Annotated in this window: 19 protein-coding genes; 9 read left to right on the top strand and 10 right to left on the bottom strand. The window is 46.6% G+C overall.

The window, feature by feature from the left end; translation table 11 throughout:
- Positions 1-71: 71 nt before the first annotated feature.
- Both recA and thrC read right to left on the bottom strand, forming a co-directional pair.
- The gene (recA, locus tag BKN38_RS01105) at positions 72-1118 is read right to left on the bottom strand and encodes a recombinase RecA (RefSeq protein ID WP_066455030.1); all 1047 of its coding nucleotides are present in this window, start codon (positions 1116-1118) and stop codon (positions 72-74) included.
- Positions 1119-1294: 176 nt separating this feature from the next.
- Positions 1295-2737 (bottom strand): threonine synthase, encoded by a 1443-nt coding sequence (gene thrC / locus BKN38_RS01110; protein ID WP_066455029.1) that lies wholly within the window; start codon positions 2735-2737, stop codon positions 1295-1297.
- Between the two features lie 122 nt (positions 2738-2859).
- Here thrC and BKN38_RS01115 point away from each other — a divergent pair, with 122 nt between their 5' ends.
- The 6 genes from BKN38_RS01115 to BKN38_RS01135 all read left to right on the top strand — a co-directional run bounded on the left by BKN38_RS01115 (position 2860) and on the right by BKN38_RS01135 (position 6130).
- Complete coding sequence (locus tag BKN38_RS01115; RefSeq protein ID WP_066455023.1) at positions 2860-3168, top strand: hypothetical protein; 309 nt, start codon at positions 2860-2862, stop codon at positions 3166-3168.
- Positions 3165-3458, top strand: a complete 294-nt coding sequence (locus tag BKN38_RS01120; RefSeq protein WP_066455021.1) for a type II toxin-antitoxin system YafQ family toxin — start codon at positions 3165-3167, stop codon at positions 3456-3458. Before BKN38_RS01115 ends, BKN38_RS01120 begins: the two co-directional genes overlap by 4 nt.
- 128 nt (positions 3459-3586) lie before the next feature.
- Positions 3587-3799, top strand: coding sequence for a hypothetical protein (locus BKN38_RS01125; protein ID WP_066455018.1), 213 nt, complete (start codon positions 3587-3589; stop codon positions 3797-3799).
- A 118-nt stretch (positions 3800-3917) separates the two neighbouring features.
- Entirely contained in the window at positions 3918-4055 is a 138-nt protein-coding gene (locus tag BKN38_RS10890) for a hypothetical protein (protein ID WP_156528168.1), read from the top strand.
- Between the two features lie 100 nt (positions 4056-4155).
- Entirely contained in the window at positions 4156-4893 is a 738-nt protein-coding gene (locus BKN38_RS01130) for a cytochrome c biogenesis CcdA family protein (RefSeq protein WP_066455016.1), read from the top strand.
- 16 nt (positions 4894-4909) lie between these two features.
- Positions 4910-6130 carry an amidohydrolase family protein gene (locus tag BKN38_RS01135; RefSeq protein ID WP_066455012.1) on the top strand — a complete coding sequence of 407 codons (1221 nt, stop codon included), beginning with the start codon at positions 4910-4912 and terminating at the stop codon, positions 6128-6130.
- 734 nt (positions 6131-6864) lie between these two features.
- On the opposite strand, the gene BKN38_RS01140 is transcribed toward BKN38_RS01135, so the two are convergent.
- Positions 6865-7281, bottom strand: coding sequence for a helix-turn-helix transcriptional regulator (locus BKN38_RS01140; RefSeq protein ID WP_066457962.1), 417 nt, complete (start codon positions 7279-7281; stop codon positions 6865-6867).
- A 425-nt stretch (positions 7282-7706) separates the two neighbouring features.
- Between BKN38_RS01140 and BKN38_RS01150 the strand changes: the two genes are divergently transcribed.
- Genes BKN38_RS01150 through BKN38_RS01160 form a run of 3 tightly spaced genes read left to right on the top strand, consistent with a single transcriptional unit; the run spans position 7707 to position 9242 of the window.
- Positions 7707-8261, top strand: coding sequence for a hypothetical protein (locus BKN38_RS01150; RefSeq protein ID WP_066457980.1), 555 nt, complete (start codon positions 7707-7709; stop codon positions 8259-8261).
- The gene (locus BKN38_RS01155) at positions 8245-8463 is read left to right on the top strand and encodes a hypothetical protein (RefSeq protein ID WP_066457982.1); all 219 of its coding nucleotides are present in this window, start codon (positions 8245-8247) and stop codon (positions 8461-8463) included. Before BKN38_RS01150 ends, BKN38_RS01155 begins: the two co-directional genes overlap by 17 nt.
- Before the next feature lie 59 nt (positions 8464-8522).
- Positions 8523-9242 carry an ion transporter gene (locus BKN38_RS01160; protein ID WP_066457984.1) on the top strand — a complete coding sequence of 240 codons (720 nt, stop codon included), beginning with the start codon at positions 8523-8525 and terminating at the stop codon, positions 9240-9242.
- 69 nt (positions 9243-9311) lie between these two features.
- On the opposite strand, the gene BKN38_RS01165 is transcribed toward BKN38_RS01160, so the two are convergent.
- The 7 genes from BKN38_RS01165 to BKN38_RS01195 form a co-directional block, all read right to left on the bottom strand.
- On the bottom strand, positions 9312-10643 hold the full coding sequence (locus tag BKN38_RS01165; RefSeq protein ID WP_104720848.1) for a Na+/H+ antiporter family protein: 1332 nt from the start codon (positions 10641-10643) through the stop codon (positions 9312-9314).
- A 264-nt stretch (positions 10644-10907) separates the two neighbouring features.
- Positions 10908-11780, bottom strand: coding sequence for a carbon-nitrogen hydrolase (locus BKN38_RS01175; protein ID WP_066457992.1), 873 nt, complete (start codon positions 11778-11780; stop codon positions 10908-10910).
- Between the two features lie 2 nt (positions 11781-11782).
- Positions 11783-12112 (bottom strand): hypothetical protein, encoded by a 330-nt coding sequence (locus tag BKN38_RS01180; RefSeq protein WP_066457994.1) that lies wholly within the window; start codon positions 12110-12112, stop codon positions 11783-11785.
- Positions 12113-12144: 32 nt separating this feature from the next.
- Positions 12145-12321 carry a hypothetical protein gene (locus tag BKN38_RS10895; RefSeq protein WP_156528300.1) on the bottom strand — a complete coding sequence of 59 codons (177 nt, stop codon included), beginning with the start codon at positions 12319-12321 and terminating at the stop codon, positions 12145-12147.
- Positions 12322-12328: 7 nt separating this feature from the next.
- Positions 12329-13090, bottom strand: coding sequence for a ThiF family adenylyltransferase (locus tag BKN38_RS01185; RefSeq protein WP_233713047.1), 762 nt, complete (start codon positions 13088-13090; stop codon positions 12329-12331).
- Positions 13091-13305: 215 nt separating this feature from the next.
- On the bottom strand, positions 13306-13995 hold the full coding sequence (locus BKN38_RS01190) for a hypothetical protein (RefSeq protein WP_143000173.1): 690 nt from the start codon (positions 13993-13995) through the stop codon (positions 13306-13308).
- Positions 13996-14157: 162 nt separating this feature from the next.
- On the bottom strand, positions 14158-15273 hold a 1116-nt coding region (locus BKN38_RS01195), incomplete at its 5' end, for an MBOAT family protein (protein ID WP_066458000.1).

The raw sequence follows: 15273 nt of genomic DNA on the forward strand, positions 1-15273 counted from the left end.
ATTTTCGCGCGCCGCGCGCTTCATCAAGCGATATTTGAAGCAACACTTAGCGACACTTGGCGATATTGCGCCTACGCCTGCTCTTCGCCTTCGGGCTCATCTGGCAAAGGCAGTATCTCTTCGCTCGTGCCGATTTGCTCTTTTATCTTAGCCGTGATTTCATCGGCAAGCGCCTTGTTTTCTTTCAAAAACGCCTTAGCATTCTCGCGCCCTTGCCCTAGCTTTTTGTCCTTGTAGCTAAGCCACGCGCCACTTTTATCGACGATATCTAGCTTGATACCATAGTCGATTATCTCGCCCTCGCGGCTTATCCCCTCGCCAAACATAATATCAAACTCCGCCTCTCTAAAAGGTGGCGCGACTTTGTTTTTCACCACTTTGGCTTTCACGCGATTGCCGATGTGCTGCTCGTTTTGCTTGAGTGAAGCGATGCGGCGGATGTCGATACGCACGCTCGCATAAAATTTCAGCGCATTCCCGCCTGTCGTCGTCTCTGGGCTTCCATAGCCCATCATGCCGATTTTCATGCGGATTTGGTTGATGAAAATGAGCGTGGTGTTCATTTTATGCAAAGCGCCGGTGATTTTGCGTAGCGCGTGGCTCATAAGCCTAGCCTGCAAGCCCACATGCTGATCGCCCATATCGCCATCGATTTCTGCTTTTGGCGTGAGTGCTGCCACAGAATCTATAACCACCAAATCCACCGCGCCACTGCGCGTAAGCGTCTCTAGGATTTCTAGCGCTTGCTCGCCATTATCAGGCTGTGAGACAAGTAGATTCTCCGTATCCACGCCCAAGCGTTTGGCATAATACACATCAAGCGCGTGCTCCGCATCGATAAACGCGGCTATCCCGCCATTTTTTTGGCATTCTGCGACGATTTGCAGTGAAAGCGTCGTTTTACCGCTAGATTCTGGTCCATATATCTCGATGATGCGCCCTTTTGGCACACCACCGATGCCTAGCGCCATATCAAGCCCCAGCGAGCCTGTCGCGATAGAATCTATTTTTTCGACTTGCTTATCGCCCAAGCGCACGAGCGCGCCCTTGCCAAACGCCTTATCGACTTGCTTTAGGGCTAGCTCGATTGCTTTTTTCTTATTCTCATCTATCGCCATGCGTGTCCTTTGGTTTGTGGTTTGGTGCTAGATTTTGGATTCTGCTCTAGCTCGCGCTTAGATTCTTGCAAAACTAGATTCTATAAAACTAGATTCTGCAATTAAATTCTTGCAAATTTAGATTCTCTGCTAAAAGCGTGGATTATAGCTAATTTTTATCAATGCTTGCTTAAACGCTAAAGCCACTTGATTATCGCATCTGAAACATCGCTTGTAGGCAGCACTTTTGTATGCACCAGCGGCTTTTTGAAAAGCTCTTTTATATGTGAGCCGATTGTAGTGCCATGTGAGAGCATTTTTTCTATCGCATCATAATCGCTTAGCTTCTCATCAAATATAGATTCTACCACGCTTGGCGCGAATTTACTCCACTCCGCAGTCGAGCAAATAAGCGCTTTGTGGTTGGCGCAAAGCTCAAGATACGCGCCATAGCCAAGGGCAGTGTGTGGATCTAGGATGTAGCCTTTTTCATAGGCTTGCTTGATGATTTGTCGTGTGCGCTTATCATCGCCCCACCACGCGCCAAAATGCTCGTGCAAGCAGGCGATTTCATCTGGGCGCAGGGTGTAGCATTTTTCGGATTCTAGGAGGTTTAGCAGGCGTTTTGTCTCTTCATCGCCAAAAAGCGCGAACAAAATGCGCTCGACATTGGAGCTTTTTAGTATATCCATCGCGGGCGAAATGGTTTTGGCAAGTTTTTTGTCTGCGATGTCATAGATTCCGGTTAGGATAAGTTCGCTTAGGATGTTGTTTGCATTGCTAGCGATGATGATTTGCTCTATCGGAAGCCCCATCATTTTGGCAAAAAACACGCCCAAAGCATTGCCAAAATTCCCGCTTGGCACGATTACATAGATTTTCTCGCCATAGATGATATGTTTGCTTTTTACCATGCTAAGATAGCCCCAGATGTAGTAGATTATCTGAAATGCAATGCGCCCGAAATTCACCGAGTTTGCCGCGGAGAGCGCATAGCCTTTGGATTCTAGCGCGGATTTGAAATGCGCGTTTTTTAGCAGATCTTTTAGTAGGCTTTGTGCGTCATCAAAATTGCCTTCAATCCCTATGACATTGATATTTTTGGCATCATTGGTAGTCATCTGCAATGCTTGCACATCGCTAGTCCCGCCGCGTGGATAGAGGCAGACGACTTTGATATTTGGCTTGTTTGCAAAGCTCTCCAGCGTGGCTGGTCCCGTGTCGCCGCTTGTGGCGGTGAGGATGAGGTAGTTTTGCTCTCTTTTCTTAGCAAGCGCGCTAAACACCTCGCCAAAAGGGCAAAGCGCCATATCTTTAAACGCTCTTGTGGGACCATGATAAAGCTCTAGGAAAAAGGCATTATCTAGCTTGGTGATGGGCGCTGGATTCTCCGGGGTGTCAAAGCGCGCATAGCTTTGCAAAGCAGCGTGCAAAATATCAGGCGCTATGTCAATGCCTAGCACACCAAAGACATCCTCGCAAAGTGCCGCATAGCTATCATCCAAAAACACCTCAAAATCTATATGAGGAAGTGAGGGCAGCGTGTAGAGCCCGCCATTTGCGGCGTTTGGCGAGAGGATGGCGCTGGCAAAATCCACGCTTGGCGCTTTGGAATCGCGCGTAGAGATAAGTGTTTTCATGGGTTATCCTTAAAATGTATGATAAATAAAAGCGGTATTTTAGCAAATATTATGCTTTTTTCTGTATAGTGGCGTGAAATAAGAGCAAAAAGCACAAAAGCAAAGCATCAAAGGAGCGCACAATGCAAGCAACACAAGCACAAACAACGCGCACAGAGCGCGCACCAGCGCGAGCGAAAGATTTGCAAACAAAAGATTATAGTAAATATAGCGCAAAAAGATTGCAAAGCATGCTAAATACAAAGCAAGCAAAAGTAGAAAAACTACAAGCAGAAATCAAAATCCTAAAGCTAGAGCAAAATCTAGTAAAAAACGCACTCACAAAAAGAAAAACGCCTAGCAAAGAGCTATTGCAAGCTATCAAAGAAGTGGAAAATGGGGAAGTTAGCACTTATGAAAGTATTGAAGCGATGATGTCGGATATACGATGACAAACATCAAGCCCTCCACATACCAAATAAAGCTCGCTGCCACCTGCAAAAAATCGCTAAAAAAGCTTTCGGACAGCGACAAAGAAGCCTTCAAAATCGTGGTAGAAAAACTGATAAATGATGAAGTGCTGGACGCAAAGTATAACGACCATAGGCTTATAGGGAATCTAAAAGATTTTAGAGAGTGTCATATTAAGCCTGACTTGCTTTTGATATACCAAAAAAGGGCTGATGAGCTGGTTTTGTATTGCTTGGATGTGGGCTCGCATAGCAAGCTTTTTGGGCGGTGAGTTGGGATGTTGATGATTTTTGGGCGAATTTTGCACAAATCGAATGCTTCATTCGAATCAAATACCTTCGCGCAAATTAAAGATTTCATGCAAATCAAAACTTTACGCAAATCAAATAAAGGAGTAAAATGGAGTTTCAATATAAGCTAAGTATGTTTGGGTTTCCGGCACTTTGTGAGGATATCGATGAGGTTTTTGCGCGGATGCGACAGATCCCCATCGAGCGCGCGCAGGCGGAGACGCTGGAGCAATGCTACCTCATCGATCTAAAAGAGGGCAAAACATATCCTATCGCTATCAATGAAAAAGGGTTTTTTATCGAGGGGTTTGAGGGGGATTGAGCCGGCTACGCTTTTGAAACGCTGGGGCTTGGCTGGAGTCTTTAGCTAGGGTTTTAGCTAGATTCTGGGGTAGAATCCTTGAGTGAGAGTTTTTGAAAAAGTTTTCTAGCAGAATCTTTTGGCAAAAGCTTTTGGCTTGCGCCTTGCGATTTTTGCTAGGGCGGATTTTGCATTTTATATTTCTGCGTTTTATATTTTAAGTTTGGCGTGCATAATCGTGCTTTCAAACAAAACTAGCTACAATGCCAGAATCTAATCGCGCGCAAATATTTTGTGTGGCGCGCGCAAATTGCAAATCTAGATTCTAGCGCGTTTAGATTCTGACGCAAAAAGCACAAAACCCAAAGGCATAACCCATGGAAGAACTCCTCCTTAGCGCATTTTATAGCGGCGTGGGCGCAGCACCTCTGCTTGTCGCACTCGTGGCTGGCGTGCTGTCGTTTTTGTCGCCTTGCGTGCTGCCGCTAGTCCCCGCGTATATGTCCTATATCTCTGGCGTCTCGCTCCAAGAGCTTAGATACGCGCATTCTAAGCGCGGCTTGCGCCTTGCGATTTTTGCTAGGGCTTGTGGCTTTGTGCTAGGCTTTGGGCTGGTGTTTGTGGGGCTTGGGCTCGCACTTAGTCGGGCGATTTTTTGGCTAGATTCTGCGGTGGTAAATCTCATCGCTGGACTTGTTGTGCTATGCTTTGGCGTGCATTTTCTAGGCATTTATCGTATCAAGCTGCTGTATAAAACCAAACGCTTTGACATCGTGCTTAGAAGCAGGATTTTTCGGATTCTCGCGCCCTTTTTGCTAGGGGTTAGCTTCGCGCTAGGCTGGACGCCCTGCACGGGTCCTATATTTGGCGCGATTGCGCTTATGGCTGGCACTTCTAGCTATGGTGTGATGCTTTTGGTGCTGTATGCCTGCGGGCTTGCGGTGCCATTTTTGCTGCTAGCACTTGTGCTTGAGCGCGGGTTTGAGTTCCTCGATGGGCTCAAAAAATACATGCGCGCGATAGAAATCATCGCTGGGATTTTGCTCATCATCGTGGGGATTCTCATCATGAGCGGGAATCTAAGCGCGATAAGCGCGTGGGCTATGGGACAATAACACAAAAGGAGGCAAGATGCTACTAAAAAATGGCGTGATATGCGACTATAGCCAAGAGCGCAAAGCAGATGTGCGTATAGAAGAAGGCAAAATAGCCCAAATAGGCGAGAATCTAGCGCCAAAGCAAAATGAGCGCGTCATCGAGTGCGCGCACAAAGTCATCATGCCTGCCATGATAGACATCGCCTACCCCAAAAACAAATCCCTCTCGCGCAAAAACCTAGAATCCCTCACGCAAAAAGCGCTAAATGGCGGCATCGGCAGCGTGCTACTGCGCGCAGACACCACCCCAAGAATCGACACAGAATCCATAATCGAGCTGATTTTGTCGCTAGATTCTGCGCTTAGCGTGCATTTTTTGCCTTCCCTTGCGCCTTACAAAGACGGGCGGATGTGCGAGATAGCATCGCTTGTGTCATCGGGCGCTAGAGCCATCTGCCTAGAATCCGCAAACGGCGCGCAAGGCTACGCGCTCTACAAAATCGCACAATACGCACAAATGCTAGAAATCCCGATATTTGCGAGTGCGCAGGATTCTAGCCTGAGTGAAGGCGCGATAAATGAGGGCGCGGTATCGACGAGACTAGGACTGCCGGGCATCCCTACTATCGCGCAGAGCATGGAGGTGGCTAGGCTTTGTGAGATGGCGCGATTTAGCAAGACAAAATGGGTGTTTGATGTCATAAGCGAGGTAGAATCTTTGCGAATCATCGAGTTTTTTAAAAGCACTGGCGCGCAGATTTTGGCGCAGACTTCGATACATCATCTGATACTTAGCGATGAGGATTGCGCGGGCTTTGATACGAGGTTTAAGCTACTCCCGCCGCTAAAAGACAGCGCCACGCGCGCATTTTTACGCGATGCGCTCACCTCGCAAATCGATATGCTGACATGCCTGCAAAGCGATAGTTTCAACTCGCAAAAAGACCAAGTGTTTGAAAGCGCTAGCTTTGGAATCGATGCGTTTGAGATATATTTTGCTCTAGGTGTGGAGTATCTCGTGAAGCCCGGCATCATCAGCCTTTCGCGCTTCAGCGAGCTGACTGCCAAAAACCAAGCGCGCGCGCTAAACCTAGCCAAAGGCGGCATAGAATGCGGCAGCGACGCGGATGTCATCATCGCCGATCTAGATTCTAGCATCTGCGTGCAAGATGCGTTTAGCCCATATCATGGGCGCAAGCTCGCTGGCAAAGTCGAGCAGGTAATCATCGGCGGGGAAATGCGGCTTGGCAAGTGAGGTTGTTTGAGTTATTTTGGCTGGCGAGATTATTAAGGATCGCGAGGGAATGGAGCGATGGAGCAATCTATTTAAGAAAAAAGAGGTGTGGGCTCTTGATTTATGCAGAATCTAAATTTTGCAGTTTTTTGGGTATTACAAAGTGGATTGCTTCGCCGATAAATCGGCTCGCAATGACAAAAAACGCAAATAGTGGCAAAATCGTCATTGCGAGGAGCGAAGCGACGAAGCAATCTATAAAAAGATTCTAGTTTTAAAAAACTAGAATCCAAAATTTGCCCGCAAATTTTCAGTTAAATCAAATTTTCGCGGCAAGCGCATATCCTAGATTCTACATCACATAATCTATGCAAAATTCAAATCTTAAATTAAGCAAACCCGACAAACCCAAAATGCGACTAAGACAGACATTTTTTAGATTCTAGCCTTTTAGTCGCTAGCCTTTCGCCTTTATCCTTGCTGCTAGTCGCCATCTTCTTGCAGGGGGACAGGGGGCTTAAATTGCTAAAGAAGCTAACGCTTTGGCAAGACCGCCCCCTAGTCCCCCTGCACCCCCTTACCCCTGTCAGCCTTTCAAGGTGCCGCGCTAAAGCACGAAGATTTGATTTGACTGAAAAATCCTAGCGGATTTTGATTCTTTAGCAATGACGACTTTACAAATTTAGGCAAATTTAGTTGGCGCAGTTGGTGTTGGTATTGACACAATGGGCGCAAATATGCGCAAATGCGCGGGTTTAGACTAGCATCTTGCTTATCATCTCATTGAATGCTTGCGTTTTTAGCTTGTGCTGGGATAGCGTTTTTTCTAACGTTTCTATTGTCTTTGGCGATACATATTCTAGTAAATCGATAATATTTTTGTATTTGTTATAGCTATAATCCTGCGCATAAAGTTTTTTGATAATCTTCTCGCTTTTGGACTCATCGACAAAAAGCTCCTGTTCGCACACCCCAAGCGCCTCCGCGATAAAAGGCAGCATATCGGCTTTTATATCGATATTGCCATTTAGGTAGGCGTAGATGCTGGATTCTGTGGGGACTTCGCCGGTTTTGTGCGCGCGCATATCTAGCGCGATGAGCCGCCTTGCCAGCTCTTTTTTGGTGATATTTTTGTGCTTTAATATTTCGTTTATCCGCTCGACTACTTTCATAAAACGCATTATAGAGTGTTATATTATAGATAAAGTATAATTTAAGTATCGATTAAGTGTAGGACTATTGGCTAGAATTCCTTTGTTTTTTAAATTCCAAAACACAAAGGACAAAACATGGTTGTTTACACATGCAAACATTGTGGCTCTCAAAGTTCTAATGCAAGCTTTGCAAGAAATTCTTGCTCAAAAAGCCCAACCAAAAGCCACGAGCTTATGAATGCAACAGAAAAGCTTTCAAAATATATTTGCAAATATTGCGGAAGCTCTAGTTCTAGCGCGAGTTTTGCGAGAAATTCTTGTTCTAAAAGTCCGACTAAAAGCCACGAGCTGCTTGGCTAAAATCGCAGGACAATCCCTGCGAGATTCTGTTATTTGTAATTTCTGCAATTGCAAATAAGAAAATCTCAAACAAGGATAAAACTATGCAAACCCTCGGCAAATACACCAGCTATTATTTGCTCGACAAATATTATTCAAGCGATAGTTTCACCAATGGCAGGAAGTTTAAAAGCTTTTTTGACAACTTTGCAAAGAAGCTTTTTGAGATAAATCTCAAAATCCAAAAAGGCATCGGCGATTTTCCGCTGGTGTATAATGAGCGCATGGGTTACGCTGGCATCGCGGGTGCGCTGTTTTCGCTCACGCCTTATGTGGAGAGCGAGGTGCCGTTTTCTTGCGCGGATTCTAAAAAGCGCATAACAAACGCGCAGGGCAAAGAGCAAAACACGCGCAGTGTGGATTTCTGGTGTCAGCTAGATAAGGGAGATCCTTTGCAGATATGGATAGAGCATAAACTCCTTTGGCTAAATGCGAGCAAAAGGGCAAATGGCGAGTTTGATACTGCGTGTTTTGACATCATCAAAAACGCGCGCAAACAGATAAAAGATATCAAAAATCTCAAATGCGAGGGCTTGAAAGTAGCGACTTTTTGCGATAATCGTGTATGCAAACAAAGAGCGCATGAAAGAGGGCGATGAGCTAGAATCTATCCCGCGATATATTGAAAAGACGCTGGCTAGCTACTGCGATGGGCGTAGCTACATGGGCGTGCTTTGCGCGGTGCTGGATCTGCGCGCGAGTATCGGCACGGAGCTGGAGGATACTTATCATCCTTACTACACAGATGGTGCGCCTGCTTATATGCCTTTTGTGATGCTTGGCGCGCTGGTGTTAGAGTAGGATTCTTAGGCAGTTAAAATTAGCAAGGCAAAACGCGCTCAAACGCAAAACATACCCAAATGATAAAGCAAACACAACCAAAGCTCTTTAGCAATTTGCAGAATCTGCTAAACCATAAAATAACACAAGGGCTTATTTTTGCTGTGGTGGTGCTAAATGCGCTGGTGCTTGGCGCACAAACCTTTCCTAGTTTGGAATCTAGCGCGCTTTTGCAGGCTTTGGATTCTGCGTGTTTGTATTTCTTTGTCATTGAGTTGGCACTCAAACTTTTTGCGTTTAGAGGCGCATTTTTTCGCTCAAAATTTAATATTTTTGATCTTATCGTGGTGCTTGTTTCAATTTTGCCATTAGTTGGAAATATATCAGTTTTGCGCTTTTTGCGCGTGGTGAGAATCCTGCGCCTTTTTTCGACATTTTCGCAGATTCAATTCGTGCTTTCCGTCATCGCGCGCTCTTTGCCTAGTGTGGCGAGCATTGGGGCGATTTTGCTTTTGCTTTATTATGTGTATGGCGTGCTGTGTGTCAATCTCTTTGGGAAGGACTTCCCCGCGTATTTTGGCACGCTTGGCAAAAGCTTTTTTACGCTGTTTCAGATTATGACGCTGGAGAGCTGGAGCGAAGGTGTGGTGCGCCCGATTTTGGAGGTGTATCCTTATGCGTGGATTGTGTTTGTGAGCTATATTTTGAGCGCGAGTTTTATTGCCCTAAATATGATTGTAGGCATCATCGTAGATAGTATCAATGAGATAAAACAAAAAGAACAAGGCAAAAAAAAATAGATTCTGCCCCCTGCGCGCTAGAATCTAGCTAGAATCCAAAATATACAAAACATCCAAAACATGCAGAATTTACCCCAAAATCATCGCGCCTATGACGCCGGCGATGAGTAAAGGGACATTAAACGCCAAAAATGTAGGCACGCAGGTGTCCCATATATGATCATGCTCGCCATCAGCGTTTAGCCCAGAAGTGGGCCCCATAGTGCTATCAGATGCGGGCGAGCCGGCATCTCCGAGTGCTGCTGCGATGCCTACTAGCAATATGCTGGATTCTACGCCAAAGCCAAGCTCCATACAAAGCGGACAATAAAAAGTCGCGATAATAGATATCGTGCCAAACGATGAGCCAATCCCCATCGTGATAAGCAGCCCAAGCACTAGCATAAGCACCGCGCCGCCGAGCTTCCCGCCTACCACCAAAGAGCAGATTCTGATGAGCTCATCCACCGCGCCGCTAGATTTTAGCACCTCGCCAAACCCCGCCGCCAGCAGCATCACAAACGCGATAAATCCCATAAGCTTGATGCCATCATCCACGATATTATCCATATCCCTCCACAATATCCCCCGCCCCAAAAGCATGATGACAATCCCAGCAAACGCGCCAAGTGGCATGGAGCTTGTGTAAATCTGTATGCCAAACGCCACAAACGCACCAACGATAATGCTAATATCGCTAAATCCTATTTTGGTATGCTTGATACGATTTTCTTGCATCTCTATAGCCCGCTCGCGATACTCCCTAGGGCGCGCACAAAACGCCACCACCGCGATGATAAGCCCCAAAAGCATCGCCACCCCGCCTATCCAAAGCACGCCGCTTGTGTCATCTAGCGTGATGGAGAATCCATTTTTATTCATCTCTTTGATAATGGTTTGGTGGAAAAACAACCCATAGCCCACCGGCAGCGTGATATAGGGCGCTTTCAGCCCAAAGGTAAGCGCGCAGGCAATCGCGCGCCTATCTAGCTTCATCATATTCATAATCCCAAGAAGTGGCGGGATGAGGATAGGGATGAAGGCGATATGCACGGGGATGAGGTTTTGCGAAAGGCAGGCAAACGCAGCGATAATCAAGCAAAAAAGCACGCTACTGCCAAAAAGCCTATGGCTAAGGATATGCGTGAGCTTGTGTATGGCTAGGGCTATGATGTTGCTTTTGGCAATCGCGGCGGCTAGGAATCCCAGCAAAATGTAGCTAAGCGCGATTTCTAGGTTTGAAGACATGCCTTTGATAAGCGTGTTTAGCGTGTCATCCACGCTCGCACCACTTATCACGCCAGCGATGAGCGCGGAGGCGAAAAGCGCTATCAGCACATTGCAGCGCACGAGGCAGAGCGCGCACATGACAAGCACGCCGATAAATGCTGGGTTGGTAAAAAGCGCGCTTAGTGTAGGCAAGATGATTCCTTAAGGTTTAGATATTTTGCAAAAGTTTTTACAAATGGCTTGGTTTGGTTTTGGTTTGGCTTTTTTCGTTTTTGGGCTTTTGCGCGGGTGCGTGGATTTGGGGCAAGATCTAAATCGCTCGCGGCTTTAGCACCAGAATCTAAATGCGGATTCTCGCGCAAATTCCTAGAATGCGGATTCTAGCTTTTAGATTCTAGGCGGATTTAGATTCTGCTTTTGCCCTCATAAATCACATAAGAAGCGCACCAAAACGCATCATCGGCAAAATCGCTTCAAAATATCGCCATACGCATCGATGCGCCTATCGCGCAAAAAGGGCCATATACGCCGCACCTCTTCCGTGCGCGCGAGATTTATCTCGCACACGAGATTTTGCTCTGTCATATCAGAATCCGCCAGCACCTCACCCTGCGCGCCACACACAAAGCTATGCCCCCAAAACTCTATCCCCTCGCCCACGCCACTAGAATCCGCCTCAAAGCCCACGCGATTTATCGCCACCACTGGCAAGCCATTTGCCACCGCATGCGCGCGCTGTATCGTGCGCCACGCATCTAGCTGCCTTGCCTTTTCAGCATCGCTATCGCTAGGCGTGAAGCCAATCGCAGTAGGATAGATAAGGATCTCCGCGCCCTTTAGCGCCATGATCCGCGCTGCTTCTGGATACCACTGATCCCAGCACACCAACACGCCAAGCCGCCCCACACTCGTATCGATAGGCTCAAACCCCAAATCCCCCGGCGTGAAATAAAACTTCTCATAAAAGCTAGGATCATCGGGGATATGCATTTTGCGATATTTGCCAGCGATACTACCATCTTTCTCAAACACCACGGCGGTATTGTGATACAGCCCCTTCGCACGCCGCTCAAACAGCGAGCTAACAATCACCGCGCCAAGCTCGCTAGCAAGGCTAGAGAAAAACGCGACATCCTCTTCAAATGTATCTCCATAATCAAAATGCGCGACATCCTCGCTTTGGCAAAAATACTCTCTAGAATGCAGCTCTTGCAGCGCGATAAGTGCTGGGCTATACGCTTTGCGCCCCTCGCGCGCGGATTTGGCGATATACTCTAGCGTGGCTTCGCGCGAGCCTTTGTAGCTATGCTGGATGGCAAGTAGCTTCATCATTACTCCTCGTATTCGGATTCTGGGCTGTAGTAGTCATCATCGTCGTATTGCGTGTAGTCGCCATCATCAAAGTCATCCTCATCCTCGTCAAAATCATCCCAATCATCGCCAGAATCCATATCATCCTCATCATCCATCATTTTGGGTGAAAAGGGCGCGGTGGCTGGAAATAGCGCAGTGGGTGCGCGTGATGTGAGTGCTGAAGTGGGCGCGCTTAGAAGTCGCGCTATCATAGATTCTGGCGCCTTGATATCGCCAAAGCTTGCAGAATCTACCAAATCGCCAACGCCCACAAAATCCGCCTTGTTTCTTGCTACAAATGCCAACATAATTGCCTCCTTGATAAAGTTTAATCTAAAACTTAGCCCAAAAGCTTAATCCAAAATCCGCGCTTAGATTCTGCGCTAGAATCTATCCGCAAAGCAGAATCTAAACTTTTGCCAATCGCGCCAACACGCGCGCCAAAATCCAAAGCAAAAGTAGATTTTGCACTAGAATCCACGCGCGCACTAGAATCCAAAGCACCGCGACCCGCCAATCCGCCCCTAGTGAATAATATCACAAATCACCTCGCTTGCGATTTGCAGCCCAAAGCTAGCTGTCACCGCGCTAAAGCTGCCAAGCCCCTTGCATCTAGGCGGCTCGGGGCTAAACACCACTTTGTAGCCGGTTTTTAGATTCTGCTTTTTTAGTGCGTCGCGCAGTTTTCTAGCAAATTTATCGCCATAGCTTCGCCAGATATTATCCACGCGGATTTCTAGGGGGTTTAGCTTTTTGGCACTGCCTGTGGAGCAGATAAACCTGCCATAGCGCATGCCCGCGCACTCGCGCGCCAGCAGGACTTTGGCAGGGATGTCATCTATCGCATCGATGACATAATCAAAGCTAGCGATGTCAAAGCTAGCGATGCTCTCCTCGCTCACAGCCGCGCACACGCCGCGCACGCCCGGATACAGCTCCTCTAGCACTTTTACTTTTTGCTCGCCCACGCGGTGTGAGCCTATCTGGCGGTTTTGGTTGGTGGCATCAAAGATGTCTTTATCCACGATGACTATCTCGCCTAGTCCCGTGCGATAGAGGCTATCTAGCGCAAATCCGCCGACTCCGCCCACGCCAAAAATGATGGCGCGCTTTTGGCGGATTTTGTCAAAATCGCTATCAAACAGCAGCCTGCTACGCGCAAAGCGATCGCTATTGCCGGTGCTTTGGCTTGCGCTTGTGGCGTTGGCGATATTTGCGCTGTTTGCGCTGTTTGCATTAATGGCGGATTCTGCGTTTGTATTTATCATCGCGTCTTTATCTTGCATTTATTGCCTCTATCTTTTGGATGCGTGGATTCTATAAATATCCGCGCTATTGTAGCATAAAGCAAGGGATTGCGCGAAAAAGAAATTGTGAAAAAGGGAGGGCGAAAAAGAAAAAATGGCAAGGGAGAAAAAATTGTGAGAAAGAAAAGAGGTAGCGAGAAAGAAAAAAGTGGTAAGAAATAATTGCGCGCAAAAGATTTGCTTAGATTCTAGTTTTATGGTGCGATTTGTTGCGCGTTTTTTACAAACTCTTTGCTAAAGCGTTCGCTGCTTTCATAAAGCAGGTGGATTCCATCAGTGGTTTCATACTCACTATGCTTTGGCATTGGCAAAAATGGATAAGAAAAGGTTTGCTTCAAAAGGGTATTTTCCTCGATAAATCGAGGCTGTTTTGCCAAAAGCGGGTCGATTGGCATGGTGAAAAAGATGATTTTCACACCCTTATTTTCAAAATATTGCAGTTGTTTTTGGAGAGAATCTAGGCGGTTTTGGTAGTTTGGCAAGCTAGCCAAAGGCTGCTGATAGCGCTTCAAAAAGCCCTCCATACTTAGGTTATAGATTTTTTCATCGCGCTTTATCGCACGCTTTTCCTCATCGCTTTTCCCGCCAAAACGCTTTATAAAGCTTGCAAAAACATTCAGCGGCTGGTATTTTTCTTGCAATGCGGGCAGGTAATAACGCGCCTTAAAAAGCAGTGGATCAAACAAAATCCCAAGCATCGCAGAATCCGCATCACGCTCAAAAAGCACATTTGTCTCAATGTAGAGAATCTGGGGGATTTTGTTTGAGCGCTTAATGATTTCTAAGCCACTTTGCACGCTTCCGCCAGCAAAAGCGAGATTGTAAATCCCAGCAGATTCTAGCAAATCCTTATCAAGGCGCGCTGCCAAAGATGAGCCTAACACCGCGCCTTTTGGCGTATGCGAGGAATAGATATATTCTTGCGCGAAAACCAGATTTGACTGCCATTGATTCTGATAGGCAGTGATTTTTGGCTTAAAAACAAAAAGTGCTAGTTATACAATATGAAAAGCACTAAAAACGCACCAAAGATTCTCAAAATGCCACTAAAATTGGAAATAAATAAACGCACCGCTACTCCCACTATTTGTAAAGATAAAAAATAAAAGCACGCCAAAAAGCGCGGATTCTGTGATTTGTCTGCATTTGCAAGTGCTTTGCTGGCTTTTGCCTTTGTGCTCCATCCGCAAGCACACCACATAGCGCGCATAATAGACAAAAATCGGCGCGCTATAACATAAAATCATAAGCAACAACGCATTGCCACGCTGTCCGCTCGGCTCACAAAATATCTCGCTCACATACAGCACCACATCGCTAAAATCGCGCAGCTTAAAAAGAATCCACCCAAACGACACCACGCCAAAGACAAACGCCACGCGCACGCAATAAACAAGCGCGCTTTGTGCCAGTAGATTTGAGAATCTGGGCAGGCGCGTCATAAAAGCTGGCTTTAGATTCTCTTTCAAAAATCGCTCAATCGCCAAAAATAGCCCATGATACACGCCCCACACCATATAAGAAATATACGCGCCATGCCACAGCCCGCCAAGCGCCATAACAATAAAAAGATTGCAATAAGTGCGGAATTTGCCCTTTCTGCTCCCGCCTAGCGGGATATAGAGGTATTGCTTCAGCCAAGTAGAAAGCGAGATATGCCACCTGCGCCAAAACTCCGCGAATGATGCGGAAATATAGGGGAAATTGAAGTTTTGCGGGAGGTTGTAGCCAAAGAGTTTCGCCACGCCGATAGCTATCAAACTATAACCCGCAAAGTCCGCAAAAATCTGCACGCTGTAGCCAAAAAGAAGCGCTAGAAGTGTCAAGGCATCATAGGCTTGAAAATAAGGCGGATGCATCCAAAAGGTTTGGTCTTTTAAATTATCCGCGATTACCATTTTGAGAAAATAGCCAAGAATGAGGATTTTGGTGCTTGCGTAAAAGTCGATGGTTTTTAGGTATTTGGTGGCGATTTGTGGATAAAACTCATGCGCCTTGACGATAGGTCCTGCCACAAGCTGTGGGAAAAAGCCGATGAAAAAGAGAGTGTTGCGATAGTGTTTGAAAAATCCGCGCTCGCAGATGTGGCGATTTTGGCTATTTGCTATGGAGTCTTGATGCGCTAAAGCAGAAGTGCCGGAAGTATCAAGTAGGGTTATTAC

Source organism: Helicobacter sp. CLO-3 (assembly GCF_001854545.1).
In the GTDB taxonomy this organism is placed as follows: Bacteria; Campylobacterota; Campylobacteria; order Campylobacterales; family Helicobacteraceae; genus Helicobacter_B.

Excerpts from the sequence above, each read along its gene's own strand:
- BKN38_RS01115 (WP_066455023.1), top strand. The coding sequence starts at position 2,860 with ATGCAAGCAACACAAGCACAAACAACGCGCACAGAGCGCGCACCAGCG.
- BKN38_RS01150 (WP_066457980.1), top strand. The coding sequence starts at position 7,707 with ATGCAAACCCTCGGCAAATACACCAGCTATTATTTGCTCGACAAATAT.
- recA (WP_066455030.1), bottom strand. The coding sequence starts at position 1,118 with ATGGCGATAGATGAGAATAAGAAAAAAGCAATCGAGCTAGCCCTAAAG.
- BKN38_RS01125 (WP_066455018.1), top strand. The coding sequence starts at position 3,587 with ATGGAGTTTCAATATAAGCTAAGTATGTTTGGGTTTCCGGCACTTTGT.
- BKN38_RS01175 (WP_066457992.1), bottom strand. The coding sequence starts at position 11,780 with ATGAAGCTACTTGCCATCCAGCATAGCTACAAAGGCTCGCGCGAAGCC.
- thrC (WP_066455029.1), bottom strand. The coding sequence starts at position 2,737 with ATGAAAACACTTATCTCTACGCGCGATTCCAAAGCGCCAAGCGTGGAT.
- BKN38_RS01140 (WP_066457962.1), bottom strand. The coding sequence starts at position 7,281 with ATGAAAGTAGTCGAGCGGATAAACGAAATATTAAAGCACAAAAATATC.
- BKN38_RS01135 (WP_066455012.1), top strand. The coding sequence starts at position 4,910 with ATGCTACTAAAAAATGGCGTGATATGCGACTATAGCCAAGAGCGCAAA.
- BKN38_RS01120 (WP_066455021.1), top strand. The coding sequence starts at position 3,165 with ATGACAAACATCAAGCCCTCCACATACCAAATAAAGCTCGCTGCCACC.
- BKN38_RS01160 (WP_066457984.1), top strand. The coding sequence starts at position 8,523 with ATGATAAAGCAAACACAACCAAAGCTCTTTAGCAATTTGCAGAATCTG.
- BKN38_RS01180 (WP_066457994.1), bottom strand. The coding sequence starts at position 12,112 with ATGTTGGCATTTGTAGCAAGAAACAAGGCGGATTTTGTGGGCGTTGGC.
- BKN38_RS01185 (WP_233713047.1), bottom strand. The coding sequence starts at position 13,090 with ATGCAAGATAAAGACGCGATGATAAATACAAACGCAGAATCCGCCATT.
- BKN38_RS01130 (WP_066455016.1), top strand. The coding sequence starts at position 4,156 with ATGGAAGAACTCCTCCTTAGCGCATTTTATAGCGGCGTGGGCGCAGCA.
- BKN38_RS01155 (WP_066457982.1), top strand. The coding sequence starts at position 8,245 with ATGAAAGAGGGCGATGAGCTAGAATCTATCCCGCGATATATTGAAAAG.